The sequence below is a fragment of the Caulobacter sp. GW821-FHT11E10 genome (assembly GCF_058808375.1).
In genome coordinates, this window is record NZ_JBXARP010000009.1 from 30,470 (window position 1) to 50,509 (window position 20,040).

The following is a 20,040-nucleotide window of genomic DNA, read 5'->3' on the forward strand; positions in this document are numbered from 1 at the left end:
GCCAAGTCCTAGATCGTCAAGCTTCGGCGGGACGAGGGATATGTCATGCGCTGACCAGCAGCGAAAGCTGCTTGTCGTTGGTTTCGTTGCGGCCCTCGGCGATCTCGCGGTCCGTGAGGCGGGTCGGATAGTCGCCGGTGAAGTAGTGGTCGGTGAACTGCGGGGCGGCCGGGTCGCGGGGACCGGCCTCCAGGGCGTCGTACAGGCCCTCGACCGACAGGAAGCCGAGCGAGTCGACCTCCAGGAACTTGGCCATCTCTTCCAGCGACTTGTTGGCGGCCAGCAGTTGCTCGCGCTCGGGCATGTCGATGCCGTAGAAGTCGGGCCACTTGATCGGCGGGCTGGCCGAGCGGAGGTGGACCTCCTTGGCGCCGGCCTCGCGAACCATGCGAACGATCTTCAGCGAGGTGGTGCCGCGCACGATCGAGTCGTCGATCAGCACGACGCGTTTGCCGGCCAGGACGGCGCGGTTGGGGCTGTGCTTCATGCGCACGCCCAGCTCGCGAACGCCTTGGGTCGGCTGGATGAAGGTGCGGCCCACATAGTGGTTGCGGATGATGCCCATCTCGAACGGGATGCCGCTCTCCTGGGCGAAGCCCAGCGCGGCCGGCACGCCCGAGTCAGGCACCGGCACCACGACATCGGCCTCGACGCCGGTTTCCTTGGCCAGGTTGCGGCCCATGCGCTTGCGGACGCCATAGACCGAGCGGCCGTTCACGACGCTGTCGGGACGGGCGAAGTAGACATATTCGAACACGCAGGGGCGGGCCGGGGCGATCTGGAAAGGCTTGGTCGAGGTGACGCCGGTCTCCTCGATCACCACCATCTCGCCGTGCTCGACGTCGCGCACGAAGCGGGCGCCGATCATGTCCAGCGCGCAGGTCTCGGAGGCCAGGACCGGCTTGCCGTCCAGGTCGCCCAGCACCAGCGGGCGGATGCCCAGCGGGTCGCGCATGCCGATCATCTTCTTGTTGGTGATGGCCACCAGGGCGTAGCCGCCCTCGATCTGGCTGATCGCATCGATGAATCGGTCGACGATCTTGGCCTTCCGCGACCGAGCGATCAGGTGAAGGATCACCTCGCTGTCCGAGGTCGACTGGAAGATCGCGCCTTCCTGCACCAGGCGCTCGCGCAGGGTCAGGAAGTTGGTCAGGTTGCCGTTGTGGGCGATGGCGACGCCACCGGTTTCGAGATCGGCGAACATCGGCTGGACGTTGCGGATGCCGCTGCCGCCGGCCGTGGAATAGCGCGTGTGGCCGATGGCCATGTTCCCGGGCAGGCGCTGGACGAGGTCGGCGCCCGTGAAGGCGTCGCCGACGTGGCCCATGTGGCGCTCGGTGTGGAAGCGGTTGCCGTCGAAGGCGGCGATGCCGCAGGCTTCCTGGCCGCGATGCTGCAGGGCGTGCAGGCCCAGGGCCGCGATGGCCGCCGCGTCACGCGTGCCGAAGACGCCGAAAACGCCGCATTCCAGGCGGAGCGTGTCGTCCTCCGGATCACGCCCAAATGGTAGGGATGGGGGCGTGGACGAATAGCGGTCGGTCGACTGGCCCAGGAAGGTCATCGCGATTTCTCCACCAGGTCGTCGAGTTTGCGACGCTGGTCCTCATCATAGCCTTTTCCGGTCGATTTCTCGCCGGACGTATTGTCGCCGCCCTCATGAACGGCGTCCTTGATCGCGGGCGCCAGCTTGCCAGCCAGAGCCTTGCCCTTGGGCGCGAAGACCTTGAGCACCGCGCCGCTGACTTCCGACAGGGGGTACAGCATCGAATCCTCCACCCAGCGCGGCATGCGGTCGGGCGGGGTCGCCAGGTGCAGCAACAGGTTGAAGACGCCGAGGATCACGCAGGCGCGGATCACCCCGAAGGTCGCGCCGACGCCGCGGTCCAGGGTCCCCGCCGAGGTCTCGTGCAGGCTGGCCGTCAAGCGGCCGCCGATCAGGCGGAAGATCAGGAAGAAGATCACGAACACGACCAGCACCGCGGCGGCCGTGGCGGCCCAGTCGGGGTCCATCAGCTTGCGGAAAACCGGTCCGCTTAGCCGCAGCCCGAACAGGGCGATCGCGGCGGCGAAGATGAAGGACAGGGCGGAGGTCAATTCGCGCGAGGCGCCGCGCACCCAGCCGGTGACGCCGGACACCAGCAGGAGCAGTCCGGCGATGATGTCGAAGGGCGTCACGTAAGGCTGGTCCAGATTTCGTCGCCGATCCGGCGGACGGCGTCGGCAAGACGAGCGACCCCGGCCACGGGCAGGGCTCCGCCGCCTTCCGGAAGACCGGAGAGCGGTCCGAGCGCCCGGCCAAATCCCAGTTTCGCGGCTTCCTTCAAACGCGTCTCCATCCGGCTGACGGGCCGTACTTCACCCGACAGGCTGACCTCGCCGAACACGACGCAGTCCTGGGGCAGGGCGACGTCCAGGGCGGAGGAGGCCAAGGCCGCCGCCGCCGCGAGATCCGCCGCCGGCTCCGTGATGCGAAGGCCGCCAGCGACGTTCAGATAGACGTCCTTGTCGCCAAAACCAAGGCCGCATCGGGATTCCAATACCGCCAGCACCATGGCCAGGCGTCCGGAATCCCAGCCGACCACGGCCCGACGGGGCGTTCCGTACGCGGAGGGCGCGACCAAGGCCTGGAACTCCACCAGGACGGGCCGCGAACCCTCGATGCCGGCGAACACCGCCGCGCCCGCCGCCCGCTCGCCGCCTTCGTTGAGAAACAGGGCCGAGGGGTTCTTGACCTCGCGCAGGCCAACGTCGCCCATCTCGAAGACACCGATCTCGTCGGTGGCCCCGAAGCGGTTCTTGGCCCCGCGCAGGATGCGGAACGGATAGCCGCGCTCGCCCTCGAAGCTGAGCACGGCGTCCACCAGGTGTTCGACCACGCGGGGGCCGGCGATCTGACCGTCCTTGGTGACGTGGCCGACCAGGAGGATCGCCACGCCCTTCTTCTTGGCCAGACGGACCAGCTCGGTGGCGCAGGCGCGGACCTGGGTGACCGTGCCGGGACCCGCTTCGTGGGCGTCGCTCCACATCGTCTGGATCGAGTCGATGACCACGAGGTCGAAGTTGTCACGCTTCAGGCCATCAAGAATGTCGCGCAGGGCGGTCTCGGCCGCGAGGCTGACATTGGCCTTGGCCAGGCCCATGCGCTCCGCGCGGCCCCGGATCTGCTCGACGGCCTCTTCGCCGGAGATGTAGGCGCAGGAAACGCCACGCAGAGCGGCGCTGGCGCAGACCTGCAGCAGCAAGGTGGACTTGCCCACGCCCGGGTCGCCGCCGATCAGGATGGCCGAGCCCGGGACCACGCCGCCGCCGCAGACGCGATCGAACTCGTCGACTCCGGTCTGGATGCGGGGCGGGGGAGCGGTGTCACTCTCCAGGCCCGTGAACTGCAGGCCGCGCACGCGGGTCGCCTTGGTGGTCGTCAAAGCGCCCGGGGGTCTGGCGCCGACCTCCTCGGCCAGCGTATTCCAGCTTTGACAGGCGGGGCATTGTCCGGACCACTTGGTCTGGACCGCGCCGCAGGACTGGCAGGCGTATACGGCGCCGTCGCGGGCCATGAGGTCTCCTGATTCTGGATGTCGGGAGAGTACAGCCTGGGGCGGCGATGCGCCAAAGCCGGACGCAGCCAAGGTTGCGGCCCGGCGTTCTTGTGGATGGGATCAAGGAGCAAATGGCCATGGCCGGGACGCGAAACGGGATGGGATGCGGCGCCGCGTTGATCGCTCTGGCTCTGTTGGCCGCCGCGTGCGGTCCCAAAGGGGAGCGCGCCGCCTCAGGTTCGATCGAGGTGGACGGCCGGACGGTCGGTCTCAGCCAGCTCGAGAAGGAGTCGGCTCAGGCGGAGAAGGCGGCCCAGAAGGGGACGCGGGTCTTGGTCCCGGCCGGGCTGCCTGGCCTGTTGCCGGCCAGCGTCGGCGGCTATGCGCGAACCGAGGTGAAGACCGAGACGGGCCCGGAGCCCGGCATGGCCAAGGCCAGCGCCCGCTATGGCAAGGGGAACTCGGCTTTCATGCTGGCCGTCACCGATTTCGGCGCGATCGGGAGCATTGGCGCGTCCGCCGACGCCAAGGGCGTCGCCACCGAGCAGCGCACGGCGACGGGCTACGAGAAGATCACCACCGCGGGTGGCCGCGTGGTCACCGAGCAGTGGGACACCGCCTCGAGCTCGGGACGCTACAGCATCGTGGCCGCTGACCGCTTCGCGATCTCGGCCGAGGGCTCGGCCGAGACGGTCGAGGTGCTGAAGGCGGCGGTCGAGACCGTCAACGCTGCGCGGCTGCGGGCGCTGGCGGGCTGAGCCTCTACTGGCTGATAATCACCTTCTGCACGCCCAGCCCCAGGCCCCGCCGATCCTCGGCCGTCGAGGGCTTGGGATTGGAGATGGCGTAGTCCAACGTCAGAGGCTCGCCGGGTGACACCAGCTCCGCCGGCACACTGACGCGGTAGGGGCGCCAGTTGCCTTTCTCGACCTGCCACACGACCAGCTTGCGGCCCTTCACCGACACCGTGACCGACTGCATGACCGCGGGCGGCAGGGTGAAGGCCATGGCGTGCAGCTCGACGGTCAGCGGCTTGTTGGGCGCGGCGGCGGGAATCGGCACGGTCATCACCGAGAGCGGCCCGTCGGACCAGACGCCCTTGGGGTCCGCGCCCGACCAGCCTGAGACCAGTTCCGGCGGATTGACGCCCTGATCGAACATCGCCGTGCCGACGACCCGTTCCCCCGTGGCGACATAGGGGGAGATTTCGACCAGGCCGGTGACCTTGTCGAGGTCGCGACCGCAGATCAGGCCGCGCAGGAAGCGGCGGCAGTCGGCGCGCTGGGCGAAACGCGCGAAGTCGGCGCCGGCGCTGCCCTCCATCACCACAGTGATCCGCTTGTCGCCGGGGGCGGCGACCGTGAAGAGGTCCTCAGGCGTGTTGCAGGCCGAACCTTGTCCTCGCGCGGTCGCGGCGCCGTTTGACGAACCGCCCGTGCGGACGGCGACCAGGGTCAACTGGGCGATCTCCATGCGGTCGATGGCGTCGCTGGCGCAGAAGAAGATCGGCGTGAACACCCACGGACGGTTGTGCAGCGCCGGCGTGGTCTCCAGCGCGGCCGGATGGAACGACGGGGCGGGCGCGCTGAAGGTATGGCGGACGCCGGCACGCATCTCATGGGTATCCACCCACTGCAGGCCGATCGCGGCGACAGCGAGGATGAGCAGCGTAGCCGGACGCGCATGGCGGCCGATCTGGACGATGGACAGGGCGATCAGCAGATAGGCTACACTCCAGAAGAAGCGGCCGTGGGCGCGGAACAGGCTCAGCCACTCGAGGACGCCGGCCAGCTTCGGCCCGGTGAACAGCAGGCGCTGGGCCAGGTACGGGTTGGGACCGATCGCCCAGAGCGTCAGGACGGCCATGGTCAGGGTCAGCGGCAGCCAGCGGCGCGCCCACTCCCGCGCCGGGGTCGGCAACCAGCCATGGCGCACCGACAGCAGGATGCCGGCAACGAGGGTCAGCAGCACGCCCGCGCCCAGATAGTTGTAGCCCTCGAACCATTGGCCGCCGTTCGGGTCCAGGGTCTGGTCGAACCAGCCGCCGTTGAACGTCTGGCCGAACAGCGCCGAGCCTTGCGGCAGCAGGGGGCCGAGGATGTTCATCGAGTAGAAGCCGATGGGGCTCTTGCCGCCGTCCGCGCCCTGGCCGACGCCATAGCCCAGCAGGAACGCGGTCACGACGAGGCCGCCCAGGACCAGCGCCGAGGCCTTGGCCGCGTTCAGCCAGGCCTTGGGGCGGCGTTGGGCGATCTCGGACGCCAGGGCGGCGGCGAAGGCCAAGCCGATCGGCGGCAGGTGATAGGCGTGGATCCCCGCGGCCAGGACGGAGAGGCCGGCGAAGGCGCTCGCGTGCCGCCAGGTCAGGCCCTTGCGGGCGCTGTCGATCGAGGTCGCCAGGGCCAGGATCAACAGCCAGTGGCCGGTGAGCGCCACATGGCCGTGCCGCATCAGGAAGGCGGGTAAGAGCAGGGCGAGGAGGGCGCCCATGAACTGGAGCACGACCTGGCGCACGCCGCAGGCGCGCAGCAGGGCGATCATGGCCAAGGGTTGCAGGGCGTAGGACAACAGGAAGAACAGGCCCAGGCCGTTGGCCGCTTTCCACAGACCGGTCAGCTTCAAGCCGATCGTCATCCAGGGGATGCTGTCGGTATAGACGGTCGACAGCGCCGTGGGCGACAACAGCCGGTCGGTCACCACCAGCGGGAATCGCCAGGGCTGGCGGAACACCGCCTCCTGGCCAGCGAGCATCGCCGCCATGTCGTTGTGGGGGGCGCGCCAGAAGTCGGCATGGGCGCCGATCAGCTTGAACCCGATCAAGTGGCCGAACAGCGCCAGGGCGATGAAGACGGCGGCGAGCGAGACCCAACGGGCGCCGCGCTCCTCCCGCGCGAAGGCCACGACGGCTCGCCTGGCTTGCTCAAGGCTGTTCGACATCGAGACGCTCCCCCGGGCGAACGCTCTATCGAAGATTGCGGATCGGGCTCGCCTCTACGAAGGGAGATAACGGCGCGTCGCGCGCAGCGTCAATCGGGTCAGCCGCTCGTAGGCCGAGGTGCCGGCGGCCTCGGCGGCGGCGTCGACCGGCAGGTTGGCGCCGAACAGTTCGACCATCGCGCCGGGCCGGGCGGCGTCGCAGTCGGTGATGTCGACAGCGATCAGGTCCATGGAGACGCGACCCAGCATTGGCCGCAGAGCACCATCGAACCAGACCGCGCCACGGGGGAAGGCGGCGCGCGGCACGCCATCGGCATAGCCCGCCGCGACGATGGCGACACGGGTCGTCTCCGTCGCCGTCCAGCCCGCGCCATAGCCGACGCTCTCGCCGCGCGGCACGACACGGACCTGCAGGATCGGCGCCTCGACCGTGGCGACGGCGCGGATCTCGGGATGCGGCCGCCCTTCGGGCCCGCCGCCGTAGAGGCTGATGCCGGGCCGGGCCTGGTCGAAGCGATAGGCCTCGCCGAGGAACAGGCCGCCGGAATTGGCCAGGCTGCGCCGCGCATGCGGGAGCAGGGCGGCGGCTTCCTGGAAGCGCTCCAGCTGGCGGGCGTTCAGGGGATGCGCCGGCTCGTCCGCGCAGGCCAGGTGGCTGACGACGAGACCCAGGTCTAGCCGGCTCAGGCGATCGAAGGCGCCGACCAGGACCTTCAGCTCTTCCAGCCGCAGGCCCAGACGGTTCATGCCGGTGTCGACATGCAGCGCGGCCTTCAGGCGGCCGGAGCGCCCCCGACTGTTCCAGGCCTCGATCTGCGGCAGGCTGTTGAGCACCGGGACCAGGTTCGCGCCTTCGAGGGCGTCGCCCGAACCCGGCGTGGCGCCGTCCAGGACGTGGATGGCGGCCTCGCGATCGCCCAGCGCCTGACGCAGGGCGACGCCTTCGGCCAGGCGAGCGACGTAGAAGGTTCGCGCCCCTTCGGCCCACAGGCGATCGGCGACCTTGGCCGCGCCCAGGCCGTAGCCGTCGGCTTTCACGGCCGGGGCCACCTCGGCGTCGCCGGCCCGCGCGCGCAAGGCGGCGTAGTTCGCGGCCAGGGCGTCGAGGTCGATGGTTACGCGGGCGTCGTGGAGATCGGTCACGGTTTGGGCGTAGCCGAGGCGGCCTTGGGGTTCAACGGCAGAGAGCGTGGCAGCCGAAAGTGTTGGCGGTTTCGGCGCCCGCCACGCTCAAGGTGTGAGAGATAGAGCCTGCCGCCAGCAGGCTCTACACGTGGTGCGTGGCCAGGAACTTGGCGACGAGGTTCTCGGCCCCCGAGGCGATGATCTGGACCCCGATGCAGAGCAGCAGGAAGGCCACCAGCCGCGACAGCACCCGCGCGCCCGACGAGCCCAGAAGGCGCATGACCTGGCCCGAGGCGCTGTAGAGCAGCCAGACCATGATCGCGACCAGGGCCGCCGCCAGACCCGCGCCGATGAAGAACGGCGCCACGGCCGCGCCTTCGGTCGGGCGCTGGGACGAAAGCGCGATGGCCACCGAGATCGAGCCCGGGCCCGTCGTGAACGGCATGGTCAGGGGGAAGAAGGCGACATCCTCGTGACCCTTGGCGTCGTGGGCCTGGGCCGGTTCGGTCTGGCCGGTCTTGCGGTCTTCGTTCTCCTGCGGGTCCATCAGCAGGCTCCAGGCGCGGATGGTCACGACCAGGCCCCCGGCCACCCGCAGGGCGCCCAGGCTGACGCCGAAGAAGTTCAGGATGTAGCCGCCCAGCAGCAGCGAGCCCAATAGCACCAGGAAGGCGTAGAAGCCGATGGCCCGCGCCAGCTTCAGGCGTTCGGATCGCGACCGTCCGCCCATGGCCTGGTCGAAGATCAGCGAGGCTCCGACCGGATTGACGATCGAGAACAGCGCCGGGAACGCCAGCAGGAAGGCGCCGATCAGGCTGGAGGTGGGCAGGGGGCTGAAGTCCATGCGACTCGTCGGCTCCGGCGGCGGAAAACCGACCGTGGCCCGACGAGGCGCGCTTCGTCAAACCGGCTCTATTCGTCCGAGGGAATGTTCCGGGCCTGGGCGAAATAGTGGTCGCGGGCCAGATTGCCGAAGCGGGTGGTGTCGCTGTTGAACGACAGGCGCACGGTGCCGATCGGACCGTGACGCTGCTTGGCGATGATGACCTCGGCCAGGCCTTGCAGGCGGTCCATTTCTTCCTGCCAGGTCAGGTGCTCTGGTGTGCCCTCGCGCGGCTCGGCGCGGCCGACATAGTAGGCCTCGCGATAGACGAACCAGACCATGTCGGCGTCCTGCTCGATCGAGCCGGATTCGCGAAGGTCGGAGAGTTGAGGCCGCTTGTCCTCGCGCTGCTCGACCTGACGCGACAGCTGCGAGAGGGCGATGACCGGGCAGCCCAGTTCCTTGGCCAGGGCCTTGAGGCCCATGGTGATCTGGCTGACTTCCTGCACGCGGTTGGCGTTCGAGCCGAGGTCCGAACCCGTGACCAGCTGGAGGTAGTCGACCACCACCAGGTCCAGGCCGACCTGACGCTTCAGGCGACGGGCCCGGGCGGTGAGCTTGGCAATCGAGATACCACCGGTGGCGTCGATATAGAGCGGCGCTTCCTGCAGCTCCATCGCCGCGTCGCGGACGCGGCCGAACTCGGAGGCGTCGATCTCGCCCTTGCGGAGGCGGTCGCCCGACACGCCCGAGGCGTCGGCCAGCATACGCAGCGCCAGCTGCTCGGCGCTCATTTCCAGCGAGTAGAAGGCCACCACGCCGCCCTGGACGGTCTTCTTGGTGCCGTCGGGCTGGATCTCGTAGGCGTACTTCTTGGCGATGTTGAAAGCGATGTTGGTCGCCAGGGCCGTCTTGCCCATCGAGGGACGGCCGGCCAGGACGATCAAGTCGGACGGGTGCAGGCCGCCGATCTTCTGGTCGAGATCCATCAGGTCGGTCGAGACGCCGGACATGCCGCCGTCGCGGCTGTAGGCCTCGGCGGTCATCTCGACCGCGCCGCGCAGGGCGTCGCCGAAGCTCACGAAGCCGGAGGACGCCGCGCCGCTTTCGGCCAAGCTGTAGAGGCTTTGTTCGGCCGCCTCGATCTGGTCGCGAGCGGTGCGCTTCTCCTCGACCGTGCCCTGGGCCGCCACGGCGATGTCGCCGCCGATGCGGATCAGCTCGCGGCGCAGCGAGAGGTCGAAGATCACCCGGGCGTAGTCGCCGGCATTGGCCGCCGGCGGGGCGCGGTCGACGAGGTCGGCCAGATAGCGCAGGCCGCCCAGTTCCTCGAACGCGGGGTCCTTCTTGAACTCGTCGGCCAGCAGGATCGGCTCGGCCAGTTGGCCCTTGCGGACGTGCGTCTCGATCGACTGGAACAGGCGCTGGTGAAACGGCTCGTAGAAGCACCGCGCCTGCAGGCTGTCGGTCAGGCGCTCATAGGCGGCGTTATCATAGAGCAGCACGCCGAGCAGCGCTTGCTCGGCTTCCATGTTGTGCGGCGCCACGTTGATCGTGGGCTCTTCATGGGGGGGGCGCAGGTCGAGCGCGGGTACGAAGGACATCTTCAGAAGTTAACGCGACGAGGCCCTCGACGCGCGGGCGACTTGGCCCGGCGACTCAGATGAACGGGGATATTCTGTGTATGTTCTCAACCCCCGAAAGTGCAAGCGCACGGGCCTTCCGGGGCGTCCGCTTCTGACGTGCGGTGGGAAGGAAAGGGGCGCGAAGATCGCTCTCCGCGCCCCAAACTTTAGTGGCTTTAAGCCCTACCAGCCGATGCTGACGCGGGCGTACAGGAAGCGCCCGTTGAAGCCGAACGGCGAGTAGCTTGGGAAGCCGATCGACCCGCTGGGCGAGTTGATCAGGGCCGGGGTCTTGTTCGGATACTGGTCGAACAGGTTGTTGACGCCCAGCGCCAGGCCCGCCGGGCCGAGCTTGTAGCGGCCTTCCAGGTCGACGATCCAGGTGTTGCCGGTGTTGTAGTCCAGGGTCGGGTTGTTGTTGGGCACCAGGACGCTGTCATAGAAGGTGCCCTTCAGCGTCGCGCCCCAGTCGCCGAGCGACCAGTCGGTGTTCAGCACGAACTTCTGGTTGGGCGTGCCCAACTCGTAGGTCTTCACATTGCCGCGGTCGAACAGGAACGGCGGTTGCGAGACCGAGGTGATGGTCGGCAGGCCGGGCGTCTTCTTGACCTCGGTGGCGTTGAAGTTGGCGGCCGCGGTGAAGTCGAAGCGCCCGCTCTCGGCGGTGTCGAGGCGATAGCGACCGACGATGTCGACGCCGCGCGTCTGGGTCTCCACGCCGTTCAGGAAGAAGCGCGCCGCGCTGACGCCATAGGGGGCGAGCAGGGCGTTGATCACCGCCGCCGTCGCCGCCGGGGTCGACGGGTTGGGCAGGTTCTCCGACAGCACGATGCGGTCGTCGATGTCGATCTGGTAGGCGTCGACGGTCAGTTCGAACGGCCCGGTGCGGAAGACGATGCCGGCCGAGTAGTTCATCGACTGCTCGGGCTTCAGCGGCTTGGCGCCCAGGGCCACGGCGATGGGGCTGTTGACGGTGAAGGTGCCGGACTCGACCAGGATCGAGCCGGTCGGCGTGGCGACGTTGTTGGTGGCCGTGTAGCTGAAGTACTGCTGCTGCAGAGCCGGCGACTTCACGCCGCTGGAGACGGCCGCGCGGATGGCCAGCGCCTCGTCGATGTCATAGCGCGCCGAGAGCTTGCCGGTGACCTTCGAACCGAAGTCCGAATAGTCCTCGTAACGGCCGGCGACGTCGAACGACAGCTTCTCGGTCAGCTTCCCTTCCAGGTCGAGATAGGCCGAGATGTTGTGACGGCTGACGTCGACCTCGTTGGTGGGGCGGAAGCCGCCGAAGCCTTGCGACACCGGAGCGCCGGCCAGCGGGCCCTTGGTGTAGGAGGCCGGCTCGCCCTGGTGCACCTGGAACGTCTCCTGGCGGTATTCCAGGCCGAACGCGACATTGACCGGCTCGATCAGGCCGAACTCGAACGGCTTGGTCATGTTCAGATTGACCAGCAACTGGTCGTAGTCGAGCCCGCCGGCGTCGAAGGTGGTCGGCGAGGCCGCGCCATAGGTCGAGTTGATCGAGTTCTTGATCGTGTAGTCGAGCGAGTTCTTGCCGTAGGTGACGCCCAGGTCGGTCTTGAAGCCGCCCAAATCGCCCTTGAACCCGCCGGCGACATTGTAGTCGTCGATCTTGGTGGCGATGATCGGCAGGAAGCCGCCCGGATAGACGGCCGGGACGTTGTTGGCGTTGTTGTAGGTCCGCGCGGTGGCGGCGGCCTCGGTGTCGCGATGCTGATAGCCACCATAGCCGTACATCGACCAGTTTTCACCGACCGGCAGGCCGGCGTTCAGGTAGATCGCCTTGCTTTCCAGCTTCGGATCGCCGTAGCGACCCAGCACGATCGGCCGGCCGTAGGCGGGCGCGGCGGCGGGGTCGACATAGTCCGAGCGGTTGGTCGGGTGGCGGATCACATATTCGCCGGTGACGGTCAGGAAGCCGTCGGCGCCCAGCGGCAGGCCCTGCCAGCCGGAGACCGACAGCGTCATCCCGTCGTGAGCCTTGCGCTCGCCGCGCGCCGTCTCGACCGTGGTGTTGTAGTTGCCCCAGTTGAGGGTGGCGCCGCCGCCGCTACGGGCCTCGCGCAGGCGCAGGTTGATGACGCCGGCGATGGCGTCGGCGCCGTACTGGGCCGAGGCGCCGTCACGCAGGACTTCCACCCGCTCGACGGCCACGGTGGGGATCGAGTTCAGGTCGAAGGCGGTCGAACCCCGGCCGATCGAGCCGTTGATGTTGACCAGAGCGCCGACGTGACCGCGCATGCCGTTGATCAGCACCAGGGTCTGGTCGGGGGCTAGACCGCGCAGGGTGGCCGGACGGACGTGGTCGGTGCCGTCGGTGATGGCCGGGCGCGGGAAGTCGATGGCCGGGGTCAGGTTCGCCAGGGCCTGGGCCAGTTCGGCGCCGCTGCCTTGGCGGGCCAGGGCCTGGTTGCTGATGACGTCGACGGGGGCGATGGTGTCCAGCCGGGTTCGGCCGGGCGTGCGGGTGCCGGTGACGATGACCTGCTCGACCGAGGTCTGATCATCGGCGGGGGCGGCGGTCTGGGCGTGGGCGGTTCCGGCGCATGCGGCGGCCGAGACGGCCGTCAGCAGCAGATGACGCAAGTTCATGCGGTATTCCCCTCTTTTATGGCGAGGGGCCGCTCCTGCCGACCGGTCCCCCCGAACGCGAGGCGTTTTCGCCTCTTGGGGGATAACATGGGCGCGCCCGGGGGCGCCGACAAGGCGATCGTTTCTGAAACGAAACAAAGAAAAACGGCGCGGATCGCTCCGCGCCGTTCTCTTGGCAAAAGCTCCGATCCCGAAAGGGATTAGGCTTCGTAGTGGTCGCCTTCGAACGAGCCGGCGCCGCCTTCCGCCATGTCTTGGGCGGCTTCGGCTTCGGCCGCGCGATCTTCCTCGAATTGCGAGTTGATCACGTTTTCGCCGCGCGCCTGGCGCTCGGCTTCGTCGGCGCTGCGCGCGATGTTGAGCGTGACCGTGATGGTCACTTCAGCGTGCAGCTTCACCTTCACTTCGTGGACGCCCAGCGTCTTGATCGGCTTGTCCAGCACGATCATCGAGCGGTCGACCTTGCCGCCTTCAGCCTTGATGGCGTCGGCGACGTCGCGGCCCGCGACCGAACCGTACAGTTGGCCGCTTTCGCCAGCCTGACGGATCATCACGTACTGGGTGCCGTCCAGCGATTCACCGTTCTTGCCGGCGGCTTCGCGGTTGCGGACGTTGCGAGCTTCGATCTCGGCGCGTTGCGCTTCGAAGGTAGCTTCGTTGGCCTTGGTGGCGCGGAGAGCCTTGTGGCGCGGCAGCAGGAAGTTACGGGCGAAGCCGTCCTTCACGGTGACCACGTCGCCGAGGACGCCGGTGCCTTCAACGCGTTCGAGCAGAATGACTTTCATCGTGGTGTCTCCCTTACTTCACGACGTAGGGGAGCAGAGCCAGGAAGCGGGCGCGCTTGATGGCCTTGGCCAGTTCGCGTTGCTTCTTGGCCGACACCGCGGTGATGCGCGACGGGACGATCTTGCCGCGCTCGGAAACGTAACGCTGCAGCAGCTTCACGTCCTTGTAGTCGATCTTCGGCGCGTTGGCGCCCGAGAACGGGCAAACCTTGCGGCGACGGAAGAACGGGCGGCGAGCGCCGCCAGCGGCGGCGGCCGGAGCGCCGGCTTCGGGAGCAGTCGTATCGGTCATGATCTATCTCTCCCTTACGCTTGAGCCTGGGGCGCGAAGTCTTCGCGCGGACGTTCCGGGCGATCGCCACGGTCACGACGGGCGAGAACCGGCGACAGTTCCAGGTCCAGCTCTTCCACGCGGATGGTCATGAAGCGCAGCACATCTTCGTTGATGAGCAGCTGGCGCTCCATTTCCTTCACGGCCGGCGCCGGGGCGTCGATCGCGAGCAGGGAGTAGTGACCCTTGCGGTTCTTCTTGATGCGGTAGGTGAGGTTGCGAAGGCCCCAGTACTCGATCTTGGCGATGTGACCGCCATTCTCTTCGATGAGGGCTTTCAGTTGCTCGTTCAGAGCTTCGGCCTGTTGCGGCGAGATATCCTGCCGCGCGATGACCACGTGTTCGTAGAACGCCATGTTTTCCTTCTTCCGTTGTGGAAAGCGGCGGGGACGGCGACGGAAGTTCGCCGACCACGATGGATCCTGCATGCCGAGCGGGGAAAACCCCGTTCCCGGATGGGTGCGTGCAAGACCGCCTTCCGTGAGAACGCGCGCTACTACAGGAGAAGGGGTCGCAAGGCAAGTCGCGCGGGGCTTTGCCGCCGAAATGGGCGCCGCGATCTGGTCCGACAAATGGCGAGCGCGGGGCTTTTGCCGCCACGGTCAAGTATGCTAGCAGGCGAGCATGGGGATCCGCGCTCGTCTTGTGATCGTGATCGCGACGGCCGCCGCCGTCGGCGGCGTCGCGCATGCCGAGATCATCCAGAAGCCCGCCATGTCGGTCGCGGCCAAGGACGGCCGTTTCGCCGGCTATTCGGCGGCCCTGCCGCTGGACCTGTCCACCGACAGCGAAAAGGTCGCCCTGACGGTCAAGACCGCCGGGACGTTGGAAAACCCGACCTACGATCTCGACCTCAACCTGACCCAGAAGCCCGACGACAGCCGGATCGGCGAACGCGCCCTTGCCGTCGGCGCCTCGTGGAACGAGAACGAGGCCAGGCTGCGTTCGTCGATGTCGAAGATGTTCGGCTTTGGCCTCGTGCCGCGCGCCAACTATGTCCGCGTCTCGATGGACATGGACGCCAGCCAGGCGATCGCCGTGCCGGGAAAGATCCCGGTGGCGCGCGCCAACCTCCGCTCGTCGTTGATCCTGGAAGGCAAGCCGATCGGTTCGATCGCCCTGGGCGGCGGCTCGACGGGAGAAGAGGGGATCGACCTCTCCTTCACGCGACCGTTCGACATCCCCGCCGAGTTCACTGTCAGCCTGCGGGGCGTCAACAACGACCGCGAGCAATGGCGGCTGCAGGACGCCCGCGCCATGGTCAAGCTGGTGAAGGCGAGCTGGTAGCCTCCAGTGATTTGCCCTTTCGCGCCGTGACGGCGGCGAAGCGCTTCAGATAGTCCGGGTGCTCGGTGCCCATCAGCTTGTCCCACCAGGTGAAATACAGGCCGTAGTTCCAGCCCGCCTGGGCGTGGTGCAGGTCGTGGTGGGTCACGGTCGTGATCCAGGGCAGCAGGGGGCGGCCGTCCTTGCGAGCGGGAAACAGCTCGTAGCCGGAATGGCCGATCGTGTTGCGGACGATCTGATGCAGCATGAACAGGCCCGCGACCGGCCACTGGGTCGGAACCAGCAGCATCCAAAGCGGCACGAACGCCGCGTTGATCGCCGCCTCGCCCAGATCGAAGCTGTAGGCGGTGAACGGCGAGGGATTGTTCGACCGGTGATGCCGCCGGTGGAAGGTCCGGAACAGCCGCCGGTCGTGGATCAACCGATGGGTCCAGTAGAACCAGGCGTCGTGCGCCACGATCATCAGGACGAGGCTCGTCCAGAACCAGATCGGACCCCAGCCCCTCGCGATGTACGGTCCCGGCAGCCAGCCGGCGCGGAACAAGGCGAAGGTCAGCAGGCCCACGGTCGAGAAGATCATGATCGAGCGGATCGAGGTGGCGAACTCGATCAGCAGCTGGCGGGCGACCGGGCGAGTGTCGCGGATTCTGCGACCGGCCAGCGGCGCGGCCAGCACGACCCAAAGCGTCAGCCAGACGCCGACCGAGAAGATCACATAGCGGGTGACATCGACCTGGGTGGCTTTCAGCCAGTTCTGGGCGAAGGGGAGGACGGCGTCGAGCATGCAAGGCTCCTGGACGTTGAGAGACCTCGCCAAGGAAGCGGCGCGACCGACGTCTGTCGCGCCGATCTCGAAATCAGGCGCTTTTGCCGGCTTTCGGCGCGCCTTCGCCGGTTTCGACCAGCCGCAGATGCGGGAGGACCGGCGTGACCTCCTGGCGCCAGGCGGTCGGGGTGACGCCGGTGGCGGCGCGGAAGGCGCGGTTGAACGGGCCCAGGGATGCGAAGCCCAGATCGTAGGCGATGGTCGAGACCGACTTCAGCGCCTGTTCGGGATCGGAAAGCGCGACCTTGGCGGCTTCGATGCGGCGACCGTTGACGTAGTCGGCGAAGTTGCGGTGGCCCAGCGTGCCGTTGATCAGCTTGCGCAGCCGATGCTCGGGCGCGCCGACCAGGGCGGCCAGGGTCCCGATGGAGAGGTCCTCGCCGCGCCAGACTTCGTTCTCATTCATGGCCTTGTCCAGCCGGGCGAGAACCAGGCGGTCGGCGGGGGTGAGGTCGAGGGGGAGTGTCGACGGGCGGACTGGCTGCTCGCCGGCGACCGGCGCGGCCTCGACCAGCAGGGGCTCGACGCGCAGCAGGGCCAGAGCGCCGCCTAGGGCCAGCGCCGCCATGACCACGGCCTGGACCAGCGAGGGCAGGGGCGGGCGATCGCCAATGCCGATGTTGCAGAGCGTCTGAATGAAGGTGTAGCCGGCCGCCGCCGCCGCCAGGGGCGCGCGAAGACGACGGCGTTGATCGACGAGGTCGCTGCGCCAGCCGCGCCAGGCGATCAGCAGGATGTGCGCGACAAGGGCGAGGGAGAAGACGGCGTAGGCCTGCCAGACCAGGATCCGCAGCGGCGAATAGGGCAGGGCCGCGCCGAGCGCCCAGAAGGCCAGGCCGGCGGCCGGGATGGCGTAGCGCCAAGGCGGAATGACCGGCTCGTCCTCGAATAACACCGAGCAGAACAACCAAAGGGCGCCGGTCGCGGTGACCGAGAGGGCCCAGAGCACGTTGCTGGGATGCGCGCCACCGGAGGCGCTGTCGATCGCGTGGGCGATCGCGCAGACGAAGAGGGCTACGCCTGTCCAGCGGGTGGGCGTCAGGCGGCGGCTGGCCGCCAGGGCCATGCTGGTGGCGGCGAAGGCGCCGATGGCGACGCCGCGCGCCGCGATCTCGATAGAGGCTGGATCGGTCATGACCGATCATCTCCCCCAGCGCGCGCGACCCTCAAGCCACGCGGCTGGCTGAAATCCGAAAAGGCTGGCTACTTCTTCGCGGAGCCGGTCTTGCCGGTCTTGGCCGAGTACATCTTCACCGTGTCCATCGTCTGAGTGACGTGGCCGGCGAAGTTGCCGTCGGTGTAGGCCAGCAGGATCTTGCCGTCCGGAGCGATCACGTACGAGGTGCGGTTCGACCACTCGGGCTTCTGCGACAGCACCACGTCATAGGTCTTGATCAGGGCGGCGTCGGCGGCGGCCACCGCGAACTTGTCGCGGCAGTGTTCCTTGGAGAAGTCCTTGATGCGGTCGACATTGCCGGCCGTGACGCCGATCACCGTGGCGCCCAGCTTTTCAAACTCGGGGGTGGCCTCGGCGAACTCGTGGGCCTCGGCCGTGCAGCCGGCCGTATAGGCGGCGGGGAAGAAGTACAGGACCACCGGGCCCTTCTTCAGCGCCTTGGCGAGCTTGAAGTCGAAGTCCTTGCCGGCCAGGGCGGCCTTGGCGCTGAAGTCCGGGGCCTTGTCGCCGACCTTCAGGGCGGCGAGGGCGGGGGAGGTGGCGGCCAGCGCGAGGGCGGCGGCGGCGATACCGGCGAGCAGACGAGACATCGGAAGGCTCCTGGGGGGAGGATGTTTACGGTCACGTCTTGGATAACCTCATTCTCCCATCTTCCAAACCGCTACCTGCATCGCTACCTGCCTTTGCGGTTCGGAGGGAGAACGACATGGCGCTGGGCGAGACCGAGGTTCCGACGCTGGCCGAATGGGCCGGAGGTCCGGCGAAGTTCAAGACCTTGTTCGAGACCTTCTACGCCAAGGTTCCGACCGACCCGACCCTGGCTCCGGTCTTCGCCCACATGGACCCTAAGCACGCCGCCCATGTCGCGGCCTTCGTGGGTGAGGTGTTCGGCGGCCCCAAGGCCTATACCGAGGCCGGCGGCGGCCATGCCGCGATGATCCGCAAGCACATGGGCCGGCATCTGACCCAGGAACAGCGCCGGGCCTGGGTGGCCTTGATGCTGGAAACCGCCGACGAGGTGGGCCTGCCCGACGATCCCGAGTTTCGCGCCGCCTTCGTGGGGTATCTCGAATGGGGGACGCGGCTGGCGGTGATCAATTCCGCCGCCGGCGTCGCCGAGCCGGAGGGCGAACCGCCCATGCCGGTCTGGGGTTGGGGCCCGCCCGGCGGCCCCTGGCTGGGGTAACCAGACACCGCCGACTTGCCGCCCGGCGGCCTTTGGCCTAACCCTCCGCCCCTTGAATCTTTAAAGGACGGAGCGGGCTTCCATGAGCATCGCCTTCATTTTCCCCGGCCAGGGCAGCCAGTCGGTCGGCATGGGCGTCGATCTCGCCGAGGCCTTCGCGGCCGCCCGCGAGGTCTTCCAGGAAGTCGACGACGCCCTGGGCCAGAAGCTGTTCGCGCTGATGAAGGAAGGTCCCGAAGGCGACCTGACCCTGACCGAGAACGCCCAGCCGGCTCTGATGGCCGTCAGCCTGGCCGTGACCCGGGTTCTCGAGAAGGAATTCGGGATCGGGATCGATCGCGCCGCCTTCGTGGCCGGCCACTCGCTCGGTGAGTACTCGGCCCTGGCCGCCGCCGGCGCCATCACCCTGGCCGACACCGCCCGTCTCTTGAAGCTGCGTGGCCAGGCCATGCAGCGCGCCGTGCCGGTGGGCGAGGGCGCGATGGCCTCGCTGATCGGCCCCAAGACCGACCTGGCCCTGGCTGAAGCCGCCGCCGCCGCCGGCTCGGAAGTGGGCGTCTGCGTGGTGGCCAACGACAACAACAACGGCAATGTCGTGATCTCCGGATCCAAGGCCGCCGTCGACAAGGCCATCGAGAAGGCCAAGGAACTGGGCGCGCGGGCCATTCCGCTGAACGTCTCGGCCCCGTTCCACTGCCCGCTGATGCAGCCGGCCGCCGACGAGATGGCCGAGGCCCTCTCAAAGACCACCATCATCGCCCCCCGCGCGCCGCTGGTCGCCAATGTCACCGCCGCGCCGGTCCACGATCCGGACGTCATCCGCAAGCTACTGGTCGAGCAGGTCACCGGCCGCGTCCGCTGGCGCGAGAGCATGACCTGGCTGGCGGCGGACGGTGGCGTCACGCGTTTCGCCGAGGCCGGCGCCGGCAAGGTGCTGTCGGGCATGGCCAAGCGCATCGCTCCGGACGCCGAGGCGACCCCGCTCAACACCCCGGCGGACCTCGAAGCGTTCGCCCAATCGCTCTAATTCCAAGGAAAGCCGACCATGTTTGATCTGACCGGCAAGACCGCTCTCGTCACCGGCGCCACCGGCGGCATCGGCGGCGCCATCGCCCGCGCGTTTCACGCCCAAGGCGCCCACGTCGTTCTCTCGGGCACCCGCGAAGCCGCCCTGGCCGAGCTGAAGGCCGAGCTGGGCGAGCGCGTCTCGACCGTCGTGGCCAACCTGTCGGACGCCGAGGCCGTCGACGGCCTGGTCGCCAAGGCCGAGGAAGCCGCCGGCGCGCCGCTGGACATCGTGGTCGCCAACGCCGGCATCACCCGTGACGGCCTGATCGTCCGCATGAAGGACGAGGACTGGGACACCGTCATCAAGGTGAACCTGGAAGGCTATTTCCGCCTGTCGCGCGCCGCCGCGAAGGGCATGATGAAGCGCCGCGCCGGTCGCATCATCGGCATCACGTCGATCGTCGGCGTCACCGGCAACCCTGGCCAGACCAACTACGCCGCCTCCAAGGCCGGCATGATCGGCTTCTCCAAGGCCCTGGCCCAGGAGCTGGCCAGCCGTGGCGTGACGGTGAACTGCGTGGCCCCCGGCTTTATCGCCAGCCCGATGACCGACGCCCTGAACGAGCAGCAGAAGGCCGGCATCCTGTCGACCATCCCCGCCGGCAAGCTGGGTGAGGGCTCCGACATCGCCGCAGCCTGCGTCTACCTGGCCAGCGACCAGGGCGGTTACGTCACGGGTCAGACCTTGCACGTCAATGGCGGCATGGCCATGATCTGAAGT

General features: G+C 68.1%; 19 protein-coding genes. 5 read left to right on the forward strand and 14 right to left on the reverse strand.

Annotation, left to right across the window (positions count from 1 at the left end; all coding sequences use genetic code 11):
* Window positions 1-43 precede the first annotated feature (43 nt).
* The 3 genes from purF to radA are packed head-to-tail and all read right to left on the reverse strand — an operon-like array spanning window position 44 to window position 3,554.
* Window positions 44-1,561 carry an amidophosphoribosyltransferase gene (gene purF, locus AC1RRV_RS18770; protein ID WP_492861169.1) on the reverse strand — a complete coding sequence of 506 codons (1,518 nt, stop codon included), beginning with the start codon at window positions 1,559-1,561 and terminating at the stop codon, window positions 44-46.
* Window positions 1,558-2,175 carry a CvpA family protein gene (locus AC1RRV_RS18775; RefSeq protein ID WP_492861170.1) on the reverse strand — a complete coding sequence of 206 codons (618 nt, stop codon included), beginning with the start codon at window positions 2,173-2,175 and terminating at the stop codon, window positions 1,558-1,560. The genes purF and AC1RRV_RS18775 overlap by 4 nt, the downstream gene beginning before the upstream one ends.
* Window positions 2,172-3,554, reverse strand: a complete 1,383-nt coding sequence (gene radA, locus AC1RRV_RS18780; RefSeq protein ID WP_492861171.1) for a DNA repair protein RadA — start codon at window positions 3,552-3,554, stop codon at window positions 2,172-2,174. The genes AC1RRV_RS18775 and radA overlap by 4 nt, the downstream gene beginning before the upstream one ends.
* 119 nt (window positions 3,555-3,673) lie before the next feature.
* On the opposite strand from radA, the gene AC1RRV_RS18785 reads away from it, so the two are divergent.
* Window positions 3,674-4,294: a hypothetical protein gene (locus tag AC1RRV_RS18785; RefSeq protein ID WP_492861172.1), complete on the forward strand. Its 621-nt coding sequence runs from the start codon at window positions 3,674-3,676 to the stop codon at window positions 4,292-4,294.
* A gap of 4 nt (window positions 4,295-4,298) precedes the next feature.
* Here AC1RRV_RS18785 and AC1RRV_RS18790 read toward each other — a convergent pair whose 3' ends face one another.
* From AC1RRV_RS18790 to rpsF, 8 genes are all read right to left on the reverse strand, one after another.
* Entirely contained in the window at window positions 4,299-6,473 is a 2,175-nt protein-coding gene (locus AC1RRV_RS18790; protein ID WP_492861173.1) for a DUF6311 domain-containing protein, read from the reverse strand.
* 54 nt (window positions 6,474-6,527) lie between these two features.
* Complete coding sequence (alr, locus tag AC1RRV_RS18795) at window positions 6,528-7,616, reverse strand: alanine racemase (protein ID WP_492861174.1); 1,089 nt, start codon at window positions 7,614-7,616, stop codon at window positions 6,528-6,530.
* A 124-nt stretch (window positions 7,617-7,740) separates the two neighbouring features.
* Window positions 7,741-8,442 carry a MarC family protein gene (locus AC1RRV_RS18800; protein WP_492861175.1) on the reverse strand — a complete coding sequence of 234 codons (702 nt, stop codon included), beginning with the start codon at window positions 8,440-8,442 and terminating at the stop codon, window positions 7,741-7,743.
* Between the two features lie 68 nt (window positions 8,443-8,510).
* Window positions 8,511-10,031, reverse strand: a complete 1,521-nt coding sequence (locus AC1RRV_RS18805; RefSeq protein ID WP_492861424.1) for a replicative DNA helicase — start codon at window positions 10,029-10,031, stop codon at window positions 8,511-8,513.
* A gap of 198 nt (window positions 10,032-10,229) precedes the next feature.
* The gene (locus AC1RRV_RS18810) at window positions 10,230-12,659 is read right to left on the reverse strand and encodes a TonB-dependent receptor plug domain-containing protein (RefSeq protein WP_492861176.1); all 2,430 of its coding nucleotides are present in this window, start codon (window positions 12,657-12,659) and stop codon (window positions 10,230-10,232) included.
* Between the two features lie 200 nt (window positions 12,660-12,859).
* Window positions 12,860-13,444, reverse strand: a complete 585-nt coding sequence (gene rplI / locus AC1RRV_RS18815; protein WP_492861177.1) for a 50S ribosomal protein L9 — start codon at window positions 13,442-13,444, stop codon at window positions 12,860-12,862.
* A gap of 13 nt (window positions 13,445-13,457) precedes the next feature.
* A complete protein-coding gene (gene rpsR / locus AC1RRV_RS18820; RefSeq protein WP_004615089.1) occupies window positions 13,458-13,736 on the reverse strand; it encodes a 30S ribosomal protein S18 in 279 nt (92 codons plus the stop codon).
* 14 nt (window positions 13,737-13,750) lie between these two features.
* Window positions 13,751-14,131: a 30S ribosomal protein S6 gene (gene rpsF, locus AC1RRV_RS18825; protein WP_492861178.1), complete on the reverse strand. Its 381-nt coding sequence runs from the start codon at window positions 14,129-14,131 to the stop codon at window positions 13,751-13,753.
* Window positions 14,132-14,399: 268 nt separating this feature from the next.
* On the opposite strand from rpsF, the gene AC1RRV_RS18830 reads away from it, so the two are divergent.
* On the forward strand, window positions 14,400-15,062 hold the full coding sequence (locus AC1RRV_RS18830; RefSeq protein WP_492861179.1) for a hypothetical protein: 663 nt from the start codon (window positions 14,400-14,402) through the stop codon (window positions 15,060-15,062).
* On the opposite strand, the gene AC1RRV_RS18835 is transcribed toward AC1RRV_RS18830, so the two are convergent.
* From AC1RRV_RS18835 to AC1RRV_RS18845, 3 genes are all read right to left on the reverse strand, one after another.
* The gene (locus AC1RRV_RS18835) at window positions 15,037-15,846 is read right to left on the reverse strand and encodes a sterol desaturase family protein (RefSeq protein WP_492861180.1); all 810 of its coding nucleotides are present in this window, start codon (window positions 15,844-15,846) and stop codon (window positions 15,037-15,039) included. The genes AC1RRV_RS18830 and AC1RRV_RS18835 overlap by 26 nt on opposite strands.
* A 73-nt stretch (window positions 15,847-15,919) precedes the next feature.
* The gene (locus AC1RRV_RS18840; RefSeq protein WP_492861181.1) at window positions 15,920-17,023 is read right to left on the reverse strand and encodes a helix-turn-helix domain-containing protein; all 1,104 of its coding nucleotides are present in this window, start codon (window positions 17,021-17,023) and stop codon (window positions 15,920-15,922) included.
* A 68-nt stretch (window positions 17,024-17,091) separates the two neighbouring features.
* Window positions 17,092-17,655 carry a peroxiredoxin gene (locus tag AC1RRV_RS18845; protein ID WP_492861182.1) on the reverse strand — a complete coding sequence of 188 codons (564 nt, stop codon included), beginning with the start codon at window positions 17,653-17,655 and terminating at the stop codon, window positions 17,092-17,094.
* Window positions 17,656-17,771: 116 nt separating this feature from the next.
* Between AC1RRV_RS18845 and AC1RRV_RS18850 the strand changes: the two genes are divergently transcribed.
* From AC1RRV_RS18850 to fabG, 3 genes are all read left to right on the forward strand, one after another.
* Window positions 17,772-18,251 (forward strand): group II truncated hemoglobin, encoded by a 480-nt coding sequence (locus AC1RRV_RS18850; RefSeq protein ID WP_492861183.1) that lies wholly within the window; start codon window positions 17,772-17,774, stop codon window positions 18,249-18,251.
* 82 nt (window positions 18,252-18,333) lie between these two features.
* Window positions 18,334-19,278 carry an ACP S-malonyltransferase gene (fabD, locus tag AC1RRV_RS18855; RefSeq protein ID WP_492861184.1) on the forward strand — a complete coding sequence of 315 codons (945 nt, stop codon included), beginning with the start codon at window positions 18,334-18,336 and terminating at the stop codon, window positions 19,276-19,278.
* 18 nt (window positions 19,279-19,296) lie between these two features.
* On the forward strand, window positions 19,297-20,037 hold the full coding sequence (gene fabG, locus AC1RRV_RS18860) for a 3-oxoacyl-[acyl-carrier-protein] reductase (protein ID WP_492861185.1): 741 nt from the start codon (window positions 19,297-19,299) through the stop codon (window positions 20,035-20,037).
* Window positions 20,038-20,040 lie beyond the last annotated feature (3 nt).